Annotated in this window: 13 protein-coding genes; 4 read left to right on the forward strand and 9 right to left on the reverse strand. The window is 70.1% G+C overall.

Features of this window, described 5'->3' with window-relative positions:
• Window positions 1–81 precede the first annotated feature (81 nt).
• Together ACFYY8_RS02995 and ACFYY8_RS03000 are read right to left on the reverse strand one after the other, a co-directional pair.
• The gene (locus ACFYY8_RS02995) at window positions 82–1,059 is read right to left on the reverse strand and encodes a malate dehydrogenase (RefSeq protein WP_390036543.1); all 978 of its coding nucleotides are present in this window, start codon (window positions 1,057–1,059) and stop codon (window positions 82–84) included.
• 41 nt (window positions 1,060–1,100) lie between these two features.
• Window positions 1,101–2,534, reverse strand: coding sequence for an MDR family MFS transporter (locus ACFYY8_RS03000; protein ID WP_390036545.1), 1,434 nt, complete (start codon window positions 2,532–2,534; stop codon window positions 1,101–1,103).
• Between the two features lie 82 nt (window positions 2,535–2,616).
• Between ACFYY8_RS03000 and ACFYY8_RS03005 the strand changes: the two genes are divergently transcribed.
• A complete protein-coding gene (locus ACFYY8_RS03005) occupies window positions 2,617–3,144 on the forward strand; it encodes a PadR family transcriptional regulator (RefSeq protein WP_390036547.1) in 528 nt (175 codons plus the stop codon).
• A gap of 2 nt (window positions 3,145–3,146) precedes the next feature.
• Here ACFYY8_RS03005 and ACFYY8_RS03010 read toward each other — a convergent pair whose 3' ends face one another.
• Window positions 3,147–5,282: a protein kinase gene (locus ACFYY8_RS03010; RefSeq protein ID WP_390036549.1), complete on the reverse strand. Its 2,136-nt coding sequence runs from the start codon at window positions 5,280–5,282 to the stop codon at window positions 3,147–3,149.
• 198 nt (window positions 5,283–5,480) lie between these two features.
• Here ACFYY8_RS03010 and ACFYY8_RS03015 point away from each other — a divergent pair, with 198 nt between their 5' ends.
• The gene (locus ACFYY8_RS03015; protein ID WP_390036551.1) at window positions 5,481–7,010 is read left to right on the forward strand and encodes a hypothetical protein; all 1,530 of its coding nucleotides are present in this window, start codon (window positions 5,481–5,483) and stop codon (window positions 7,008–7,010) included.
• A 110-nt stretch (window positions 7,011–7,120) separates the two neighbouring features.
• Here the strand turns inward: ACFYY8_RS03015 and ACFYY8_RS03020 are convergent, their stop codons facing one another.
• The 3 genes from ACFYY8_RS03020 to ACFYY8_RS03030 form a co-directional block, all read right to left on the reverse strand.
• Complete coding sequence (locus ACFYY8_RS03020; protein ID WP_390036553.1) at window positions 7,121–8,335, reverse strand: NADP-dependent isocitrate dehydrogenase; 1,215 nt, start codon at window positions 8,333–8,335, stop codon at window positions 7,121–7,123.
• Between the two features lie 102 nt (window positions 8,336–8,437).
• Window positions 8,438–8,725: a DUF3017 domain-containing protein gene (locus tag ACFYY8_RS03025; RefSeq protein WP_390036555.1), complete on the reverse strand. Its 288-nt coding sequence runs from the start codon at window positions 8,723–8,725 to the stop codon at window positions 8,438–8,440.
• A gap of 43 nt (window positions 8,726–8,768) precedes the next feature.
• Window positions 8,769–9,890 (reverse strand): citrate/2-methylcitrate synthase, encoded by a 1,122-nt coding sequence (locus ACFYY8_RS03030; protein ID WP_390036557.1) that lies wholly within the window; start codon window positions 9,888–9,890, stop codon window positions 8,769–8,771.
• A 181-nt stretch (window positions 9,891–10,071) separates the two neighbouring features.
• Here ACFYY8_RS03030 and ACFYY8_RS03035 point away from each other — a divergent pair, with 181 nt between their 5' ends.
• Together ACFYY8_RS03035 and ACFYY8_RS03040 are read left to right on the forward strand one after the other, a co-directional pair.
• Complete coding sequence (locus tag ACFYY8_RS03035; RefSeq protein ID WP_352010068.1) at window positions 10,072–10,725, forward strand: FHA domain-containing protein; 654 nt, start codon at window positions 10,072–10,074, stop codon at window positions 10,723–10,725.
• Window positions 10,726–11,205: 480 nt separating this feature from the next.
• A complete protein-coding gene (locus ACFYY8_RS03040; protein WP_386193699.1) occupies window positions 11,206–11,670 on the forward strand; it encodes a hypothetical protein in 465 nt (154 codons plus the stop codon).
• Between the two features lie 144 nt (window positions 11,671–11,814).
• On the opposite strand, the gene ACFYY8_RS03045 is transcribed toward ACFYY8_RS03040, so the two are convergent.
• The 3 genes from ACFYY8_RS03045 to ACFYY8_RS03055 are packed head-to-tail and all read right to left on the reverse strand — an operon-like array spanning window position 11,815 to window position 17,133.
• Window positions 11,815–12,813, reverse strand: a complete 999-nt coding sequence (locus ACFYY8_RS03045; RefSeq protein ID WP_390036560.1) for an aldo/keto reductase — start codon at window positions 12,811–12,813, stop codon at window positions 11,815–11,817.
• Window positions 12,813–14,564: a CocE/NonD family hydrolase gene (locus tag ACFYY8_RS03050; protein WP_390036562.1), complete on the reverse strand. Its 1,752-nt coding sequence runs from the start codon at window positions 14,562–14,564 to the stop codon at window positions 12,813–12,815. The genes ACFYY8_RS03045 and ACFYY8_RS03050 overlap by 1 nt, the downstream gene beginning before the upstream one ends.
• Window positions 14,557–17,133 (reverse strand): N,N-dimethylformamidase beta subunit family domain-containing protein, encoded by a 2,577-nt coding sequence (locus tag ACFYY8_RS03055; protein WP_390036564.1) that lies wholly within the window; start codon window positions 17,131–17,133, stop codon window positions 14,557–14,559. The genes ACFYY8_RS03050 and ACFYY8_RS03055 overlap by 8 nt, the downstream gene beginning before the upstream one ends.
• Between the last annotated feature and the right edge of the window lie 36 nt (window positions 17,134–17,169).

Below are 17,169 nucleotides of genomic sequence, written 5' to 3' on the forward strand. Positions count from 1 at the left end.
GAACCGGTTCACCCGGGGAGACGCGAGAGGGGGCCCGGCGGACCGGGACCCCCTCTCGCGTGCGGAACGCGACCGCTCGGATCAGATGAGACCGAGCTCGCGTACGGCGGCGCGCTCCTCCTCAAGCTCGCGCACCGAGGCGTCGATGCGCTCGCGGGAGAAGGCGTCGATCTCCAGGCCCTGGACGATCTCCCACTTGCCGTCACGGGAGGTGACGGGGAAGGAGGAGATGAGGCCCTCGGGCACGCCGTAGGAGCCGTCGGAGGGAATGGCGGCGGAGGTCCACTCGGAGCCGTTGACCCAGTCGTAGACGTGGTCGATCGCGGCGTTGGCGGCGGAGGCCGCCGAGGAGGCGCCCCGGGCCTCGATGATCGCGGCGCCGCGCTTGGCGACGGTCGGGATGAAGGTGTCGCGCAGCCAGGCCTCGTCCACCTGCTCGGCGGCGATCTTGCCACCGACCTCGGCGTGGTAGAGGTCGGGGTACTGCGTGGCGGAGTGGTTGCCCCAGATGGTCATCTTCTTGACCTCGGTGACCGGGACCTGGAGCTTGGCGGCGAGCTGGGACAGCGCGCGGTTGTGGTCGAGACGGGTCATCGCGGTGAAGCGCTCGGCCGGGACGTCGGGGGCGTGCTGCTGGGCGATGAGGGCGTTGGTGTTGGCCGGGTTGCCCACGACCAGGACACGGATGTCGTCGGCCGCGTTGTCGTTGATGGCCTTGCCCTGCGGGCCGAAGATGCCGCCGTTGGCCTGCAGCAGGTCGCCGCGCTCCATGCCCGCCGTACGGGGGCGGGCGCCGACCAGCAGGGCGACGCTGGCGCCGTCGAAGGCCTTGTTGGCGTCGTCGGTGACCTCGATGCCGCTCAGCAGCGGGAAGGCGCAGTCGTCGAGCTCCATCGCGGTGCCCTCGGCGGCCTTGACCGCCTGCGGGATCTCCAGCAGGCTCAGCTTGACCGGGACGTCGGCGCCCAGCAACTGGCCCGACGCGATGCGGAACAGCAGCGCGTAGCCGATCTGACCGGCGGCGCCGGTGACGGTGACCTTTACGGGAGTCTGGGCCATGACCTTCCCCCACTCGTAGGATGAATTGCGACGTTCGGATGTTACCCGTCGATGGTCGTCGACCTCGCGGCGAGTACCTTGATCCGGCCGGAGGGCAGCGCGATCAGGGCGATCAGCGCCACGACGGCCCCGCTGACGGCGAGCCAGGGGACGACGTTCGCGGTCGCCGCCGCGTGCGCCGCGCTCAGCCCGCGCAGGGGCGCCTCCTGCCTGACGACGGAGGCGTAGAGCGTTCCGGCCAGGGCCAGGGCGACCGAGCCGCCGATCTGCCGGAAGAAGGTCAGGTTGGCGCTCGCGGTGCCGATGAACCTGGGCGGCACCGCGAACTGCACCGCGACGGTCAGGCCGGACAGCATCGGCCCCATGCCGAGGCCGAGCAGCGCCATCCATCCGGCGAGCAGGACACCCGAGGTCCCGGCGGTGATTCCGGAGCACAGCAGGGCCCCGGCCGCGATGAGGAACGCCCCGCAGATCAGCCACGGCCGGTAGCGCATGCTCCTGGTGATGAGCAGGCCGGTGCCCGCGCTGCCCACGACCATCCCGAGCATGAGCGGGTAGATGCGCAGGCCTGACTCTGTCGCGCTCAGGCCCACGGACTCCTGGAAGTAGCGCGGCAGGAAGACCACCCCGGCGTACAGGCAGAACGCGGTGAAGAAGGAGGCGATGTTGGCCAGGGCGTAGGTGCGGACGCGGAACAGTTCGAGCGGGATGATCGGCGCCTGGGCCCGGCTCTCGACGAGGACGAACAGCGCCAGCAGCGCGACGGAGGCCAGGACGGGCCACAGCACGGGAGCGCTGGTCCAGGTGTGCCCGTCGATCCCCTTCTCGGTCAGACCGATGAGCAGCACGCTGATCGCCACGCTGAAGACGGCGATGCCGAGGTAGTCGGGACGGGTGCCCCGTCCCTGCCCGGCGGTGTGCGGCAGCCTGGCGACGATGATCGCGATGAGGGCGACACCGATGGGCAGGTTGACCAGGAAGGCCCAGCGCCAGCTCGCCTGGTCGGTGAACAGTCCGCCGAGGAAGGGCCCGGCGATGTAGCTCAACGCCATCACTCCGCCCAGGGCGCCCTGCACCCGGCCGCTCCTGCCGGGCGGGAACAGGTCGGCGACCAGTGCGAGGGACAGCGGCAGCAGCGCCCCGGCCCCCAGTCCCTGCAGGGCGCGGAAGGCGATGAGCTGGCCCATGTCCTGCGCCGCGCCGCACAGCGCGGAACCGACCAGGAAGAGCGTGACCCCGGTCAGCAGCAGGGGCTTGCGGCCATAGGTGTCCGACAGCCTGCCGTACAGGGGGACGGTGATCGTCGAGGTCAGCAGGTAGGCGGTCACGACCCAGGTGTACAGGCCGGCGCCGCCGAGTTCCTGGACGATCCGGGGTAGCGCCGTCCCCACGATCGTCTGGTCGAGCATGGCCAGGAACATGCCGCCGAGTACGGCGAGCAGCAACAGCCCGTTCTTCGCGGGCCGGGTCTCCACGGGAGGATTCAATACGTCGGTAGACACATGTTGATAGTGACGTGTCAGTCTTGACATGTCAATGCGTAGCTATGATGAGGACATGTCTCTCCGGATCGCGCTCCTGGGCCTGTTGACCGCCGCGGGACCCTCAAGCGGCTACGACCTGACCAAGCTCTTCGAGAGCTCGATCAGCAACGCCTGGCAGGCCCGGCACAGCCAGATCTATCCCGAGCTGAACAAGATGGCCGCCGAGGGACTGATCACGGTCGAGGAGGCCGGACCGCGTGGCAGGAAGAGCTACGCGATCACCAAGGAGGGTTCGGCGGAGCTGCGCGCGTGGATGCTGGACGAACAGCCCTCACGCATGCACCGCAGCGAGGTGGCGCTGCGCGCCTTCCTGCTTCCCACGATCGAACCGCACGAGGCCGTCGCGCTGCTGCGCGAGCAGGCCGAGGTGCTCGCCGCCAAGATGACCGAGCTTGAGGCCATCCGCGCTAGGGCCTCCGTCTGGCTCAAGCCCGGCTTCGGACGGTACGCCCTTGATCTGGGCATCCGGCAGACCCGCCTGCTGTACGACTGGGCCACGGAGACCGCGACCGAGATCGAGAGGTCGGCCGACCAGGGCTGACCTCAGCCGCACCCGGCCATCGTGGGAAGGGTGTCCTCCCTGGTGGAGAAGTCCACCTTGGAGAAGTGACGGTCGAGCAGCCTGCTGATCGTGCCGTCGCGGTAGAGGCTCACGATCGCGCCCTGGACCGCCTTGCAGGTGCGCTGGTCGCCCTTGCGCAGGGCCACCGCGTAGCGCTCGTCGGTGAGCTTGAGCCCGACCACCTTGTAGCGGATGCTCTCGCGGTCGGCGAAGCCCGCCAGCACCAGGTCGTCGCCGGGGATCGCGTCCACGTCCCCGGCCAGCAGCATGTTCATGCACTCGGTGTAGGTGCTCGCGGCGACCAGGTCCAGGCGCTTGACCACGTCCTGCAGGGCGCCGACCGAGGCGCTCGCCCCCGGCTGGCAGAGCTTGCGGCCCTCGAGGTCCGCCACGGAGGAGATCGCCGAACCTCCCTTGACGAGCACGTCCACGTGCGCCACGTAGTACGGCCCGGCGAAGGTGACGGCGTCCGTCTTGTTGATCGAGTAGGTCGAGATGACCAGGTCGAGGTCCCCGGAGGCCAGCAGCTTCGGCCGTTCCTCGCGGGAGGTGCCCCTGAAGGTGATCCCGCTCGCCGGCACGTCGAGCTTCTTGGCGATCGCGGTCGCCAGATCCACCTCGAACCCCTGCCAGGTGCCTTCGTTGTTCAGCGCGACGCCGGGCAGGAAGTCACGCATGCCGATGGTCAGCCGGTGGGTGCTCGCCGCCTTGTCCACGACCGAGGAGAAGGTCTTCGGGTCCGGCGTGACCGGTGTCAGGGTCGACTGCTGGACACGTCCGGCCAGTCCCGGCAGCCAGCCCGAGAAGTAGGCGACCGCGCCCGCTCCCGCGACCAGCAGGACGGCCACCGCCGCGGCGATCCAGCGTCTCCGCGAACGCCGCCGGGGAGCCGGGGAGGAGGCCTGGTTCGCGACCGTCGCCTGCCAGTTCGGCGGCTGCTCGGCGTACCCCCCGGACGGGCCGTAGGCGGGCTGCGCCGGCCCTGCCTGATGCTGGGTCGGCCGCTCGCCGTACACCGGGAACCGCTCGGCCTGGGACCACTCGGGCTGGGACCGTTCGGTCTGAGGGCGCTCGGGCTGGAACCGTTCAGCCTGGGACCACTCAGGCTGGGACCGTTCGGCCTGGGGGCGCTCGGCCGAGGGGATCCTCGGGCGGGAGATCTGGGAGAGCGAGGACTGCGGGGGACGCGGGATCTGCACGGTCGGCGGCGACTCGGCGACGGGCATCCTGATGGGGTTGGTGGCGTCCTCGGGGCCCGCGACCTGCGCCCCCTCGTTGAGCACCGCGGGCGAGGCGTTGACGGTCTCCGGGTGGCCGAGCAGGCGCAACAGGATCTGGTCGGCGGAGGGGCGCTCGTCGGGCGCCTTGGACAGCGCCGCCGCGGCCACGCCGCGCAGCGGCTCGGGCAGGTCACCGAGGTCGACCTCGTGGTTGAGGATGCGGTTGAGCACCACCGCGATCGAACCGCCCGCGAACGCCGTCTCGCCCGTCGCGGCGAAGGCGATGGTCGCCCCCCACGCGAAGACGTCCGTGTGCGGCCCGACGTCGCCCCCGGAGACCTGCTCCGGGGCCATGTAGGCGGGGGTGCCGATGGCCCTGCTGGTGATCGTGCCGGTCGAGTCGATGACGCGGGCGATGCCGAAGTCGACGACCCTGGGCCCGTCGGCGGCGATGAGCACGTTGTCCGGCTTGAAGTCGCGGTGCACGATCGCGGCCTGGTGGATGGCGGTCAGGGCGGTCGCGGTGCCGACGGCCAGGCGCTGCAGCGCGGTGCCGCGCAGCGGCCCCTCGGCCTCGACGACCTCCCGCAGCGACCTGCCGTCGATGTACTCGCTGGCGATGTAGGGGGTGTCGCCGTCCAGGTCGACGTCGATCACGCCCGCCGTGCAGAAGGAGGCGACCCGGCGGGCGGCGCGCGCCTCCCTGGCGAAGCGGGACCTGGCGATCGTGTCGCCGGAGAACTTCACGTGCAGCAGCTTGATCGCCGCCCGTTCCCCCTCGGGGTTCTCGCCCAGGTAGACGATCCCCTGGCCGCCCTCCCCGATCCGGCCGACAATGCGGAACTGCCCGAGCTGGTGCGGTTCCCCCGCCCCCAGCGGCGCGATCTGCGGCATCATCGTCCTCACGATCCGGTGACTCCCCGACCAGCCAAACTTTACGACCCCGCGCCCCCATCTCCGTCTTGTACGGTCTGTGGCGGGTCATCTGGACACGCCGACCTGCCCGATTACCGACAAACCACCCCAAGATGGCGCGGCACGCGCTTAGATCGCTACCGTTGACCGTTCCTTCAGTCAAAGCGGAGCCAATCCTTGATGCGCCGATACACGGGTTATCGCGACTTCATCCAGCGCGATCAGCGTCTCCTGGTCGGTACGGCCCTGCTCCTCACCGGTAGCCACGACCAGGCCTTGCGGCTCGTCCTGTGGTCCCTGCGCTCCGTCGGGCTGAGCTGGCCCCCGACCCTCTGGGAGAACCCCACCGTTCACGCCCAGATCACGATGTACCGCCGCTATCTGCGGCGGCCCGTCACGACGAGGGCCACGGCCCTGCTGCGCCTCCCGCCGGTCCGGCGGGTGATCGCCGTGGCGTGCCTGCACGACGGCAGGACCCCCGAGGAGGTGGCCACCGCCCTGGGCCTGTCCCTGGAGGCCGTGGAGACGGAGGTCTCCGAGGCGGTGACCACCCTGGCCAAGGGTGACGCCAAGCGGCTGACCACCAGGCTGGCCGCCGTGGCGGCCGAGGCCTCGGTTCCCGACCTCGCCGTCAGGTCCGTGCGCGCGCTGCGCCGCCGCCGCGTCCGGGGGGTGCTCCTGACCACGGTCGCGGGCCTGGTCCCGGTGGGTCTCATCGCCTTCACCCTGCAGCAGGGACAGGTGTGGAACTCCGCGCTCGGTGAGAGCAACCAGATCGCCTCGGCCGGGGTGGGGTCGACCCTGGGCCCCGGCCCACAGGCCTGGCAGACCCCCCGTACGTCGTTCACGATCCGCTACGCCGTACCGGACAAGTGTCCCGACGACGGCGCCTCGACCGACGGCAGGCCCGCGCCCTCGCGGGCGGGGAAGGTCACCTGCGCGGGCTGGACACTGAAGCTGGCCGGAGGCGACGAGGGCCGTCCCGCGCTCGAGTCGGTCGAGTGCGAGCGTCCCGGCCACTGCGAGTCCACCGTGAAGGTGCCCGACGCGGCCCAGCATCTGGCGCACGGCGACGACTGGAGCTACTGGAGCCTGTCACCCGCGGTCAGCGGGGACGGGCGGCGTATCGCCTATCTCAGCGCCGCGGAGGGCCGTTACGTCGCCCACGACCTGAGCAGCGGCGAGAAGAAGTACCTGTCGCCGGTCCTGGCCCCCTCCGACACCGAGACGGGGACCGGGGTGAGCGTCTCGCGCGACGGCGGCTTCTTCGTCGTCGAACTGAACGGACGGCGGCTGCGGACCGACTTCGCCACCGGCGCCACGACGTCGCTGCCCGCGGGCCAGGCGACGGCCGCGGAGAAGGTGGCCGACTGGATGCGGCAGACCTACCGGGTCTGGCGTGACTCGCCGAGCGGGAGGTTCACCGCCGCCGTCAAGCCGGGCGGGGACGACAGCGATCGCCTGCACGTCATCGACGCCAGGACCAGGAAGGTCTTCAAGGACCTGCCGATGCCCTCGCTGGGCGACCCCACCTCCGCCGAGGTCGTCGGCTGGGCGAACGTCCGCGAGGTCGTCGTCAAGCTGACCGACAGACGGACCGGAGACCTGCTCGGCTTCTTCAGGGTCGACGCGATCACCGGACGGCTGCACCGGATCGCCGGGCTGCCGGACGGGGACTCGATCGTGCTCGGCGACCTGACCGAGCCGTGAGCGTGGCCTCTGCCTTCGAGACGTGGGAAAGCGCTTCCCGACACATTCGGGACACGGAAGAACGAGAGGGGCCGCCGTGACGGCGACCCCTCCGCGTGAGGAACGGCCTCTCAGGCCATCTTCCTCTTGAGGTTCTCGTCCAGGGCCGCCAGGAAGTCCTGGGTGGTCAGCCACTTGGCGTCGCCGCCGACCAGGAGGGCGAGGTCCTTGGTCATCTGACCGCTCTCGACGGTCTCGACGCAGACCTGCTCCAGCTTCTCGGCGAAGTCGATCACCGCGGGGGTGTTGTCGAGCTTGCCGCGGTGGGCCAGGCCCCGGGTCCACGCGAAGATCGAGGCGATCGGGTTGGTGGAGGTGGGGTTGCCCTTCTGGTGCTGACGGTAGTGACGGGTCACGGTGCCGTGAGCCGCCTCGGCCTCGACGGTGCGGCCGTCGGGGGTCAGCAGGACGGAGGTCATCAGGCCCAGCGAGCCGAAGCCCTGGGCGACGGTGTCGGACTGGACGTCACCGTCGTAGTTCTTGCAGGCCCAGACGTAGCCGCCCTCCCACTTGAGCGCCGCGGCGACCATGTCGTCGATCAGGCGGTGCTCGTAGGTGATGCCCGCGGCCTCGAACTCGGCCTTGAACTCGGTCTCGTAGACCTCGGCGAAGATGTCCTTGAACCGGCCGTCGTAGGCCTTGAGGATCGTGTTCTTCGTGGAGAGGTAGACCGGGTAGTTGCGGGCCAGGCCGTACCGCATGGACGCCCGCGCGAAGTCGCGGATCGACTCGTCCAGGTTGTACATGGCCAGCGCGACACCGCCGCCGGGGAAGTCGTAGACGTCGAGCTCGATCGGCTCGGAGCCGTCCTTCGGGGTGAAGGTGAGGGTCAGCGTGCCCTCGCCGGGGACCTTCAGGTCGGTGGCGCGGTACTGGTCGCCGAAGGCGTGACGGCCGACGACGATCGGCTTGGTCCAGCCGGGCACGAGCCTCGGCACGTTGGACATGATGATCGGCTCGCGGAAGATGACACCGCCGAGGATGTTACGGATCGTCCCGTTCGGGGACTTCCACATCTTCTTGAGGCCGAACTCCTCGACCCGGGCCTCGTCCGGAGTGATCGTGGCGCACTTGACGCCGACGCCGTACTGCTTGATCGCGTTGGCGGCGTCGATCGTCACCTGGTCGTCGGTCGCGTCACGGTGCTCGATCCCGAGGTCGTAGTACTTCAGGTCGACGTCCAGGTAGGGAAGGATCAGCTGGTCCTTGATGAACTGCCAGATGATCCGGGTCATCTCGTCGCCGTCAAGCTCGACGACGGGACCCTCTACCTTGATCTTGGGCATGCGTGTGGTTCCCCTTCTGAACTAACACTGGCCAGACAGTCCTTGAGGCTCACTGGCCGTTGAGGCTATCGGACGGGTTTGACCGCCCTGCGACGCCCCCTGTCATCTGCCATAGCGCGGCATGAGCCACGGATACTGCAACAACAGCGATCCCACCATCAGCGCGATGCCGAAGATCGCCAAGGTGACGGCGTCGGTCCCCTTGCGGCGTACGGCGAGCCGTCCTCCCCCGCCCAGGCGCAGCAGCGCGCCCAGCGCCATGACGGCGCCGAGGGCGAAGCCTCCCCACTCGGGGTCGGCCAGCACGGCGAAGACCACGGCGAGGATCGCGCCGGCCAGGACCAGGGGGTACGGCCCCCACCGTTCTCTGGGGACGCCGCCCGCGTTCACCGTTCGCCTCCGCGCCCGTTCCCCTGCGTTTCCCGTGTCCGGCTCATCGCTCGTCGATCGGCTTCCACTTCTGGTCACGCTCGCCGACGTACTCGCTGTCCGGGCGAATCAGACGGTTGTCCGCGTGTTGTTCGATGACATGTGCGGTCCATCCTGACATGCGACTGACAGAGAAGACGGGAGTGAACAGGTCGGTCGGGATACCGAGATAGTGGTAAACAGTCGCCGCGTAGAAGTCCACGTTCGGGTAGAGGCCCTTCGTCTCGAAGACGACCTCCTCCATCTCCTTGGACATCCGGTAGTAGGTGTCGTCCCCGGAGGCCTCGGCGAGCTCCCGCGACATCCTGCGCAGGTGCGTCGCGCGCGGGTCCTCCGTCTTGTAGACCCGGTGCCCGAAGCCCATGATCTTCTCGTGGGCGGCGAGCCTGTCACGCACGGACTGGGCGACCGAGGCCGGGTCCAGCGCCTCAAGGGTGCGCATGACCTGCTCGTTCGCGCCTCCGTGCAGGGGGCCCTTCAGGGTGCCGATGGCCGCCACGATGGCCGAGTGCATGTCCGAGAGCGTCGCGGCGCAGACGCGGGCGGCGAAGGTCGAGGCGTTCATGGTGTGGTCGGCGTGCAGGACCAGGCAGGTGTCGAAGATCTCGACGGCGTGCGGGTCGGGGACCCGGCCGGTGATCTGGAGCAGGAAGTTGGCGGCGACGCTCAACTCGGGGTCGGGCTCGGGGATCTCGGCGCCGGTCCTGGCCGCGTGGTAGCGGGCCACCAGGATCGGTTGCTGGGCGGTGAGCCTGGCCGCCTTGCGAAGGTTGGCCTCCGGGCTGTTGGAGTCCTTGTCCGGATCGTCGCCCGAGGCCAGCGAGACCAGCGTGCGCAGCGCCTCCATGGGAGCCTGCTTGTCCGCGATCTCCGGGATGTTCGCCTCGGCGAGCGCGCCGAGCGCGCGTCCCCTGACGAGTTCGGCGCCGTAGTCGGCGAGCTGCCCCCTGGTCGGGAGGCTGCCGTGCTGGAGCAGGTGCGCGGTCTCCTCGAAGGTCGTACGGCCCGCGAGATCGTGGATGTCGTAACCGCGGTAGAAGAGACGACCGGCCTGTCCGTCGATGTCGCTGAGCGCCGTGGACGCGGCTACGACATCTGCGAGACCTTTTGTGGGCTTGTCCGCCATGACTGTTTCCTCCGCTTTTCTTCCAGCGAAGTCTACCTGTGAGCAGGACAAACCTTCCCAAGAGGTCAAGGCCAATTTCACGTGGGATTCTCCTCACGGCAAAGGCGATTCCCCTTCCCCTCGTTTGGGTAAGCCGCAGCTGTAGGAATAGTTACGGCGGGCTACCTGGGGAGGAACTGCCGTGGAGGGGCCGTTCATACGCATCGAGGACACAGGCGAGGTTGTCCCGTTGCGCCCCGAGATCACGACGATCGGGCGTGGCCGGGGAGTAGACATCCGGCTCAACGATCCAAGTGTTTCCCGGCTGCACGCGGAATTCGTCCGGCGCGGTCCCTACCTGTATGTCGTTGATCTGGGCCTGTCCCGCAACGGCACACGGGTTAACGGAAGGCCGATCGCGAGAAGGGTGCTCGACGACGGCGACGTCGTCTCCTTCGGCGCCGCGAGGGGCAGGATAGGCGGGGTCCCGCGCGAGGACTTCGCCCCCGAGGTCGAGCTGCGCCGCGCCGCGGCGCCCGAGCTGACTCGCCGGGAGGTGGACGTGCTGACATCACTGTGCCGTCCAGCCCTCTCCGACGAGGCGTTCGTCGCTCCCGCGACCGCGCGGGAGATCGCCGACGACCTGGTGGTGACAGAGGCCGCGGTCAAACAGCATCTGCTGCGGCTGTACCAGAAGTTCCGGATACCCGAGGGCACCAACCGCCGAACGCGACTGGCCAACGAGGTGGTCGCCCTCGGTCTGGTCAGGCCGACTCCGGTGGTGCCGCCGCAACGCGCGGCGGGTCCTCCTGAGCCGCAACCCGCGACCACGACGGCCAACCGCCGGGCCTCCTAGCCCGCGACCGGTGTCCCGCCCCCAGGTCTGGGGTGGGGTGTTCCGTCGGCACGAGCGTACGGTGTGCCTCCCTCCGGCACACCGTGCTCCGTCATGTCCGCGGCCCTCTTCTGGCCGGTGCGACCGGGTCCCGCGTGGCCTTCAGGACCGGTCCCGCACAGCCCTTCAGGGCCGGGGCGGCACGGGCCGCCAGAAACGGGCAAAAAGTGACAGATCACGGTGGGCATCGGCCGCTCAGTGACGATCCCCTGACCGGCCCCCACATTCGCCCACGAACCGGCCCAACGCGTTGACCAGCGACTTCTCGCCCATTTCATGATCCTTTCCGGCCGCGGAGCCCGGTACTGACGACCGGATCGTTCCCTTGATGACAGGTTCAGTGACATGAGCGCTGTCATAAGTGTCTTTTTCCGCCTATGCCCCAAGAAGCACCATTCAAGTGCGGAAACGACCGCTTGACGTGAAGGAGCGAGGAGAGGCATGGGCAAGTACGATCACCTGTTCGTCCATCACATGCGGGACTGCGCCGACGACCTGGTGAACGAGGGTGCCGCCGCGGGTGGCGAGCGTCCGGCCAACATCGGCAACCCCTTCGGACTGATGCGCTCCATCGACGTGGACCTCAGCACGGTCCACATGGCGTACAGCTGGATCAACCCCACGACGGAGCAGGTGCACTGGGTCAACGACCACGAGCACACCTACGACGAGGTCCTCATCTGGATGGGCAACGACCCCGACAACATCCACGACCTCGGCGCGGAGCTGTACCTCGACATCGAGGGCGAGCGGCACACGGTCAACACGACCGGCTCGGTGTTCATCCCCGCGGGCACCCGGCACTGCCCGCTCGGGTTCAACTACGTGAACCGCCCGTTCACGTTCATCGCGCTGTCGCTGAACCCGTCCTACGCCTCGGACGAGAACGTGCCGCGCCACACCTGATCGGTTGGGGGGCGGCGTGGGGGGGGGGGGGGGGGGGCCCACCCCCCCCCCCCCCCACGCCCGTTCCTGGGACGTCACCCGGAGCGGGCCGGGGACGAGAACGGGCCGGGCGGAGAGACTCCGCCCGGCCCGCGTCCGTTCACCCTAGGCCTCCGGGACGGGACCCCTCCCCGCCCCGGTCTCCCGCAGCGCCGCCACCACCTCGGCCAGGTCCTCCTGAGTGAGGCTGAGCGATCCGGCGGGCAGCCAGCCGTCCACCTGCCCCGGGTTACGGGCGCCGACGATCGCCGCCGTCACCCCCGGCACCGTCGTCGTCCAGGCCGCCGCCACCGCGCCGACCGGCACCCCGTGGCGCTCGGCGATCGGCCGCAGGGCCTCCTGGAGCGCCAGGTTGCGCGACAGGGCGGGCTCCCTGTACTCGTCGTTGCGCGAGCGCCAGTCGTCGGACGGCAGCGCGGCGGCCCGCTCGGCGGTGAACGTGCCGGTCAGCAGACCGGCCGCCATCGGGCTGTAGACGATCACTCCGGTGTCGTGCTCGGCGCACCACGGGATCACGTCGGCCGCCGATTCACGGTTGATCAGCGAGAGCGGCGGCTGGAGGGTCTCGACGGGGCCGACCGCCTCGCACCGCTCCAGCAGCTCGACGTCGAAGTTGGACACCCCGGCGTGCCGGACCTTGCCCTCCTTCACCAGTTCGAGCACGGTGCCCCAGGACTCCTCGATGGGCGGGCCCTGCGGGTCCGGGGCGTGGATCTGGTACAGGTCGACGTGGTCGACGCCCAGGCGGCGCAGCGAGTCCTCACACTCACGCCGGATCGACTCCGGGGTGAGGTTCTGGCTCTCCACACCGTTCTCGTCCCAGACCAGGCCGCACTTGGTGAACAGCAGCGGCCGGTCGGCGGCGGGCAGCGCGGCCACGGCCCGGCCGACGACCGTCTCCGAGTGGCCGAAGCCGTACACCGCCGCCGTGTCCACCCAGTTCACCCCGCCCGCCACGGCGCGGTGGACGGCGGCGATCGAGTCCTCGTCGGACTGGGAGCCCCAGCCCATCAGCCCCGGGCCGCCGGTGACCCAGCTGCCGAAGCCGACCGAGCTGATCTCCAGCCCGGTACGGCCGAGCCGGCGGAATTCGTTGATGGACATCAGTGCTCCGTGTGGTAGGGACGCGTCGCCTCCGGGCTGACGACCGGCAGCACGACACGGGAGAGGTTGAGGCCCGCGTGGTGGATGTTCTGCAACGCGCTGATCATCTCGGTGGACCTGCCGGGCAGCTCACCGGTGTTGGGGTTGCGGTCGAAGTGCGGGAAGTTGCTGCTGGAGATCTCCACCCGGATGCGGTGCCCCGGCTGGAACACGTTGCTGGTCGCGCCGAGGTCGAGGTGATACTCCACGACCTCTCCCGGGACGACCGGGTTCAGCCCGGCCTTCGGGTCGCGGTGGCTGGCGCGCAGGATGCCGTCGGTGATGTTGCGGGCGTAGCCGCAGGGGCCGACGTCGACCAGCTTGGCGGTCCAGTCGGTGTCCAGCGCGGAGGTGCTGGCGTGCAGCACCACCGAGACCGGGCCGGTGACGTCCAGCGGCTCGCCGAGCGGCTCACTGGTGTAGACGAGCACGTCCTCGCGCTCCTCGATCGGGCGCTGGTCGTAGACGCCGCCCTTGGTGTGCACCGGGCTGCAGCACAGCGAGCCGCCCAGCGTGGGGACCGGGTTGCGCGGGTTGTAGACGTAGCTGTCCGGCGGCTGCTCCGCCCCGGGCCTGTCCCTGGACAGGCGCCCGTCGCCGTGCAGCGTGTTGGCCCGGCCGCCGCTGTGCAGGTACCAGTCCTGGTAGTCGGTGCCGGGCAGAGGCCAGGAGTCGGCGACCCGCCACTGGCCGGCCCCCATGGCGTACAGCAGCACCGGCGGGTCCTCCCCCGCCGAGTCGCCGCCGTCGCGCAGCCACCGGTCGAACCAGCGAAGCTGCAGGCCGTCGACGTCGAGGGCGCCCCCGGTCGAGCGCCCGCCGAAGTTCCACGAGCCGACCGGGTTGCCGCTGAACAGGCCCTCGTGCGGCCACGGCCCGACGAGCAGCCGCTGCCGGTCGCGTACCGCCTCGCCGCCCTCGGCGCGCATGCCCGCGAAGTTCGCCAGGGTGCCGCCGAGGAAGGTGTCGTACCAGCCACCCATGTTGAACGCGGCCACGTTGATCTGGGGGTAGGCGCGGGAGACGTCGAGCCGCTCCCAGAACTCGTCGTAGGTGGGGTGCTTGAGCCACTCCCGGTAGTACGGCGCGACACCGTCCAGGTAGGGGTGTTTGTCCAGGGGCAGCGTCAGCACCGTGTCCTGCAGGTCGTCCAGGGCGTCGGTCAGCGCCCCGCGCACCTCGCCGGAGACCGAGGGGTCACGGGCGGCGTTGTGCGCGGCGAGCGAGAGCGTCCAGCCCAGGCTGAAGCTGAGCTGGAACGCGCCACCCCGGTAGACCCAGCCGTGGTGGTAGCTGGAGGCCGTGACGTTCGGGGCGATCGCCTTCAGCGCCGGGTGCCCGGACATGGCGGCCTGCCACTGCGTCACCCCGTCGTAGGAGCCGCCGAACATGCCCACGTTGCCGTCGCACCAGGATTGGGAGGCGACCCAGTCGATCGAGTCGTAGCCGTCCTCGCGTTCGTGGACGAACGGTGTGAACCGGCCCCCCGAGGCGCCCCGGCCCCGGGTATCCTGCATCACGACGGCGAAGCCGCTGGAGGCCGCCCGCAACGCGAGCGTGCCGTACATGCCCAGGCCCGTGCGGTCGTACGGCGTGCGGAAGATCAGGGCGGGGCAGCGCTGCCCGACCGGACGGTAGATGTCGGCGCGCAGGACGGTGCCGTCCCGCATCGGGATGGCGACCATCCGGTCGACCGAGAGCGACTCAATCATTCTTCTTACCCAGCCAGTGGTCGAGAACGTTGCGGGTGATCCTGGAGATCCCGTTGTCGTAGCCGTGGGCCGACAGCCCACCGCTGTAGGAGATCGAGCCCGTGGCGAACACGGAGCCGCCGCCACGGGTGTGGAAGTAGACGATGTCGGAGCGGACCTCGGGGTCCTCATAGGCGCCGTGGCCCGGGTGCGTGCCGCTCAGCTCCTCGACGGCGAACTGGTAGCCGTCGTGCAGTCCCTCCGAGGTGGCCAGCACGACCGCCTCCGGCGGGCTGCCCAGCGTGAGGTCGTAGCGGTCGATCTCGCCGCCCGCCGAGCCGTCGCCGTCCAGCCCGGAGTCGCCGAACACCTCGGGCACGCCGTCGAGCAGGTGCTTCAGGTCCTCGGGCACGGCGTCGGGGCCGATCCGGTAGCGGCCGGAGGGGCCGCCGCCCTGGGCGCTGAAGCCGACGCCGAACACCTTCTGCGGCGGGCGGCTGCGGTTCAGCCACAGGCCGCCGCGCTCACCGGTGGTGGCGTGGTGGTGCTCACCGGTCTGGGCCTGCCAGCTCCTGGTGCCGTTCTCACCGCGGCGCAGCTCCATCACGTGCGGCAGCTCGGGGTGGAAGGAGACCACCCAGTAGTAGCCGTTGCCACCCAGGTAGGCGAAGTTGCCGCCGCCGTCCACGTACGTCTCGATGGCGTCGATCATCTGCTCGGAGGCGTACTCCGGGTGGCTGCCGCTGATGACCCCGGCGTAGGGACGCAGCAGGTCCACGCCCTCGGCGTGCAGGTCGTGGTCGGTGATGACGTCGAAGGAGTAGCCGAGTTCGGTGAGCCAGTCCAGGAAGTACAGGTCGGAGGCCAGCATGAACGGCGACAGGTGGACGCGGAAGCCCGGCGCCAGGGTGAGGATCGGGCGGCTCCACGAGATGTAGCTCACGCCGCTGCCGTCGGTGTACCTCGCGTAGGCCGAGTGCCCCAGGTCGTAGCGGTGTTCGAGGAACACCGTGCCGTCGGGGACGACCGGCACGTGGCCGAGGCCGCGCTCGTTGGAGTAGGCCAGGTAGGTCGCGGTCGGCAGGAGCAGGGCGAGCCTGCCGGTGGCGGTTCCCCGGCGGGGGCGCACCACGAACGGGATGCCCCGGTCGCAGGAGCCGTCGGCCGCTGTGACCTGCAGGGCGTAGACGCCGCTCGGCAGGTCGTCGGGAACGGTGAACTCGTGGCTCGGCGCCCATCCGGCGTCGGCGAGGGAGTCCTCGTGGAAGTGGATCGCGGCGTATCCGCGCGGGTCGGCAGCGTAGTGCTCGATCCGGCCGGTGAAGTGGCGCCCGGTCACCCCGCGCACCGGCAGGTTCACCAGCCTGCCGTCCAGGCCGGGACGGCCGACGCACGGCACGACCAGCGACGCCGCGGTCTCCCCCGGCTCGAAGGACCAGCGCAGCGGGGCGTCGTGGTCGTCGGAGACCGCGACCACCAGCGCGGCCCTCGACAGCGGGTACGGCCACACGCCGGGCCGTTCGATCTTGCCGTTGTAGTGGTCGTCCTCGGGGGTGCGGGCCGCGAACAGCAGGTCACCGTGCTCGGCCGGGGCGAAGCCGCCCTCGACGTCCTGCTCGGTCACCTGGGGCCGGTCGTCGACCACGATCGGGCTCACCCGGCTGTTCACCCCGGTCACCAGCGGCCGGGCGACCAGCGTGGCGCGCCCGGTCTCCGGGTCGTAGGAGGCGGCGACGCCGTACCAGCGGTGCAGCGGGAGGGGGGTCTCGGCGTGGACCGCGCTCTCTCCGGAGCCGTCACCGAGCCAGAGGGTCAGCCGTCCGGTCTCGTCCAGGCCGAGCGCGTAACCGCGCGGGCCCTCGTCCCAGCGGGACACCACGACCTGCGGCCTGCCTGTCACGCAGGTCGGGTATACGTAGGCGGCGACGGTGAAGCCGTCCGCGCCCGTGGTCACGCCGTGCGGGTCGCGGACGGCGATGTGCGAGCCGAGCCGTACCCGCTGTTCCCGGCCGGCGTGGCGGCCCTGCCAGACGTCGGGCACCTGCTCGATCCGGACGCCGGGGCTTGCCGGGTTGTCGTCGGTGTGCCGTACCCGGACCAGTTCGGTGGTGTACTCGGCGACCTGTTCGGCGCTGACCATGAACGTGATCCGGTCGCCGGGGGCCGCGCTCACCCGGTCGGCGTAGCCGAGCAGGACCGGTCCCTCGTGCCGCAGCTCCGGCCCGTCGATCGCGTCCTCCGAGGGCTCTCCCCAGCCGAAGACGTCGAACAGCTCGCGCCGCAGACCCGCCTCACGTGCCTCGTTGAGGCTGGTGAACTCCCGCCGGTCGGCGAGCCGGTAGGTCTCGCCGCGCCGCGCCGGAGGGTGGACCAGCCGCCAGACCTCGCGCCTGGTCTGTTCGTAGACGGACAGGCGCTCGGTCGCGGGCCGCTGGCCGAGGAAGTTCGCCAGCAGGGTCAGGGGCTCCCGGTGAACCGCCTCAGGATCGTGGATCCATGCGGTCACCAGGTCCTCGGTGATCAACGAACGTAGCTGCTCGACGCGGCGTTCGGCGAACCGCGCCCTAATGCCCACAACGGAGGATTCCATGACTTAACGCTAGGCAGCAGGTCGCGGCACATATAG

This window comes from Streptosporangium sp. NPDC001559, from assembly GCF_042893955.1.
Lineage (GTDB): Bacteria > Actinomycetota > Actinomycetes > Streptosporangiales > Streptosporangiaceae > Streptosporangium.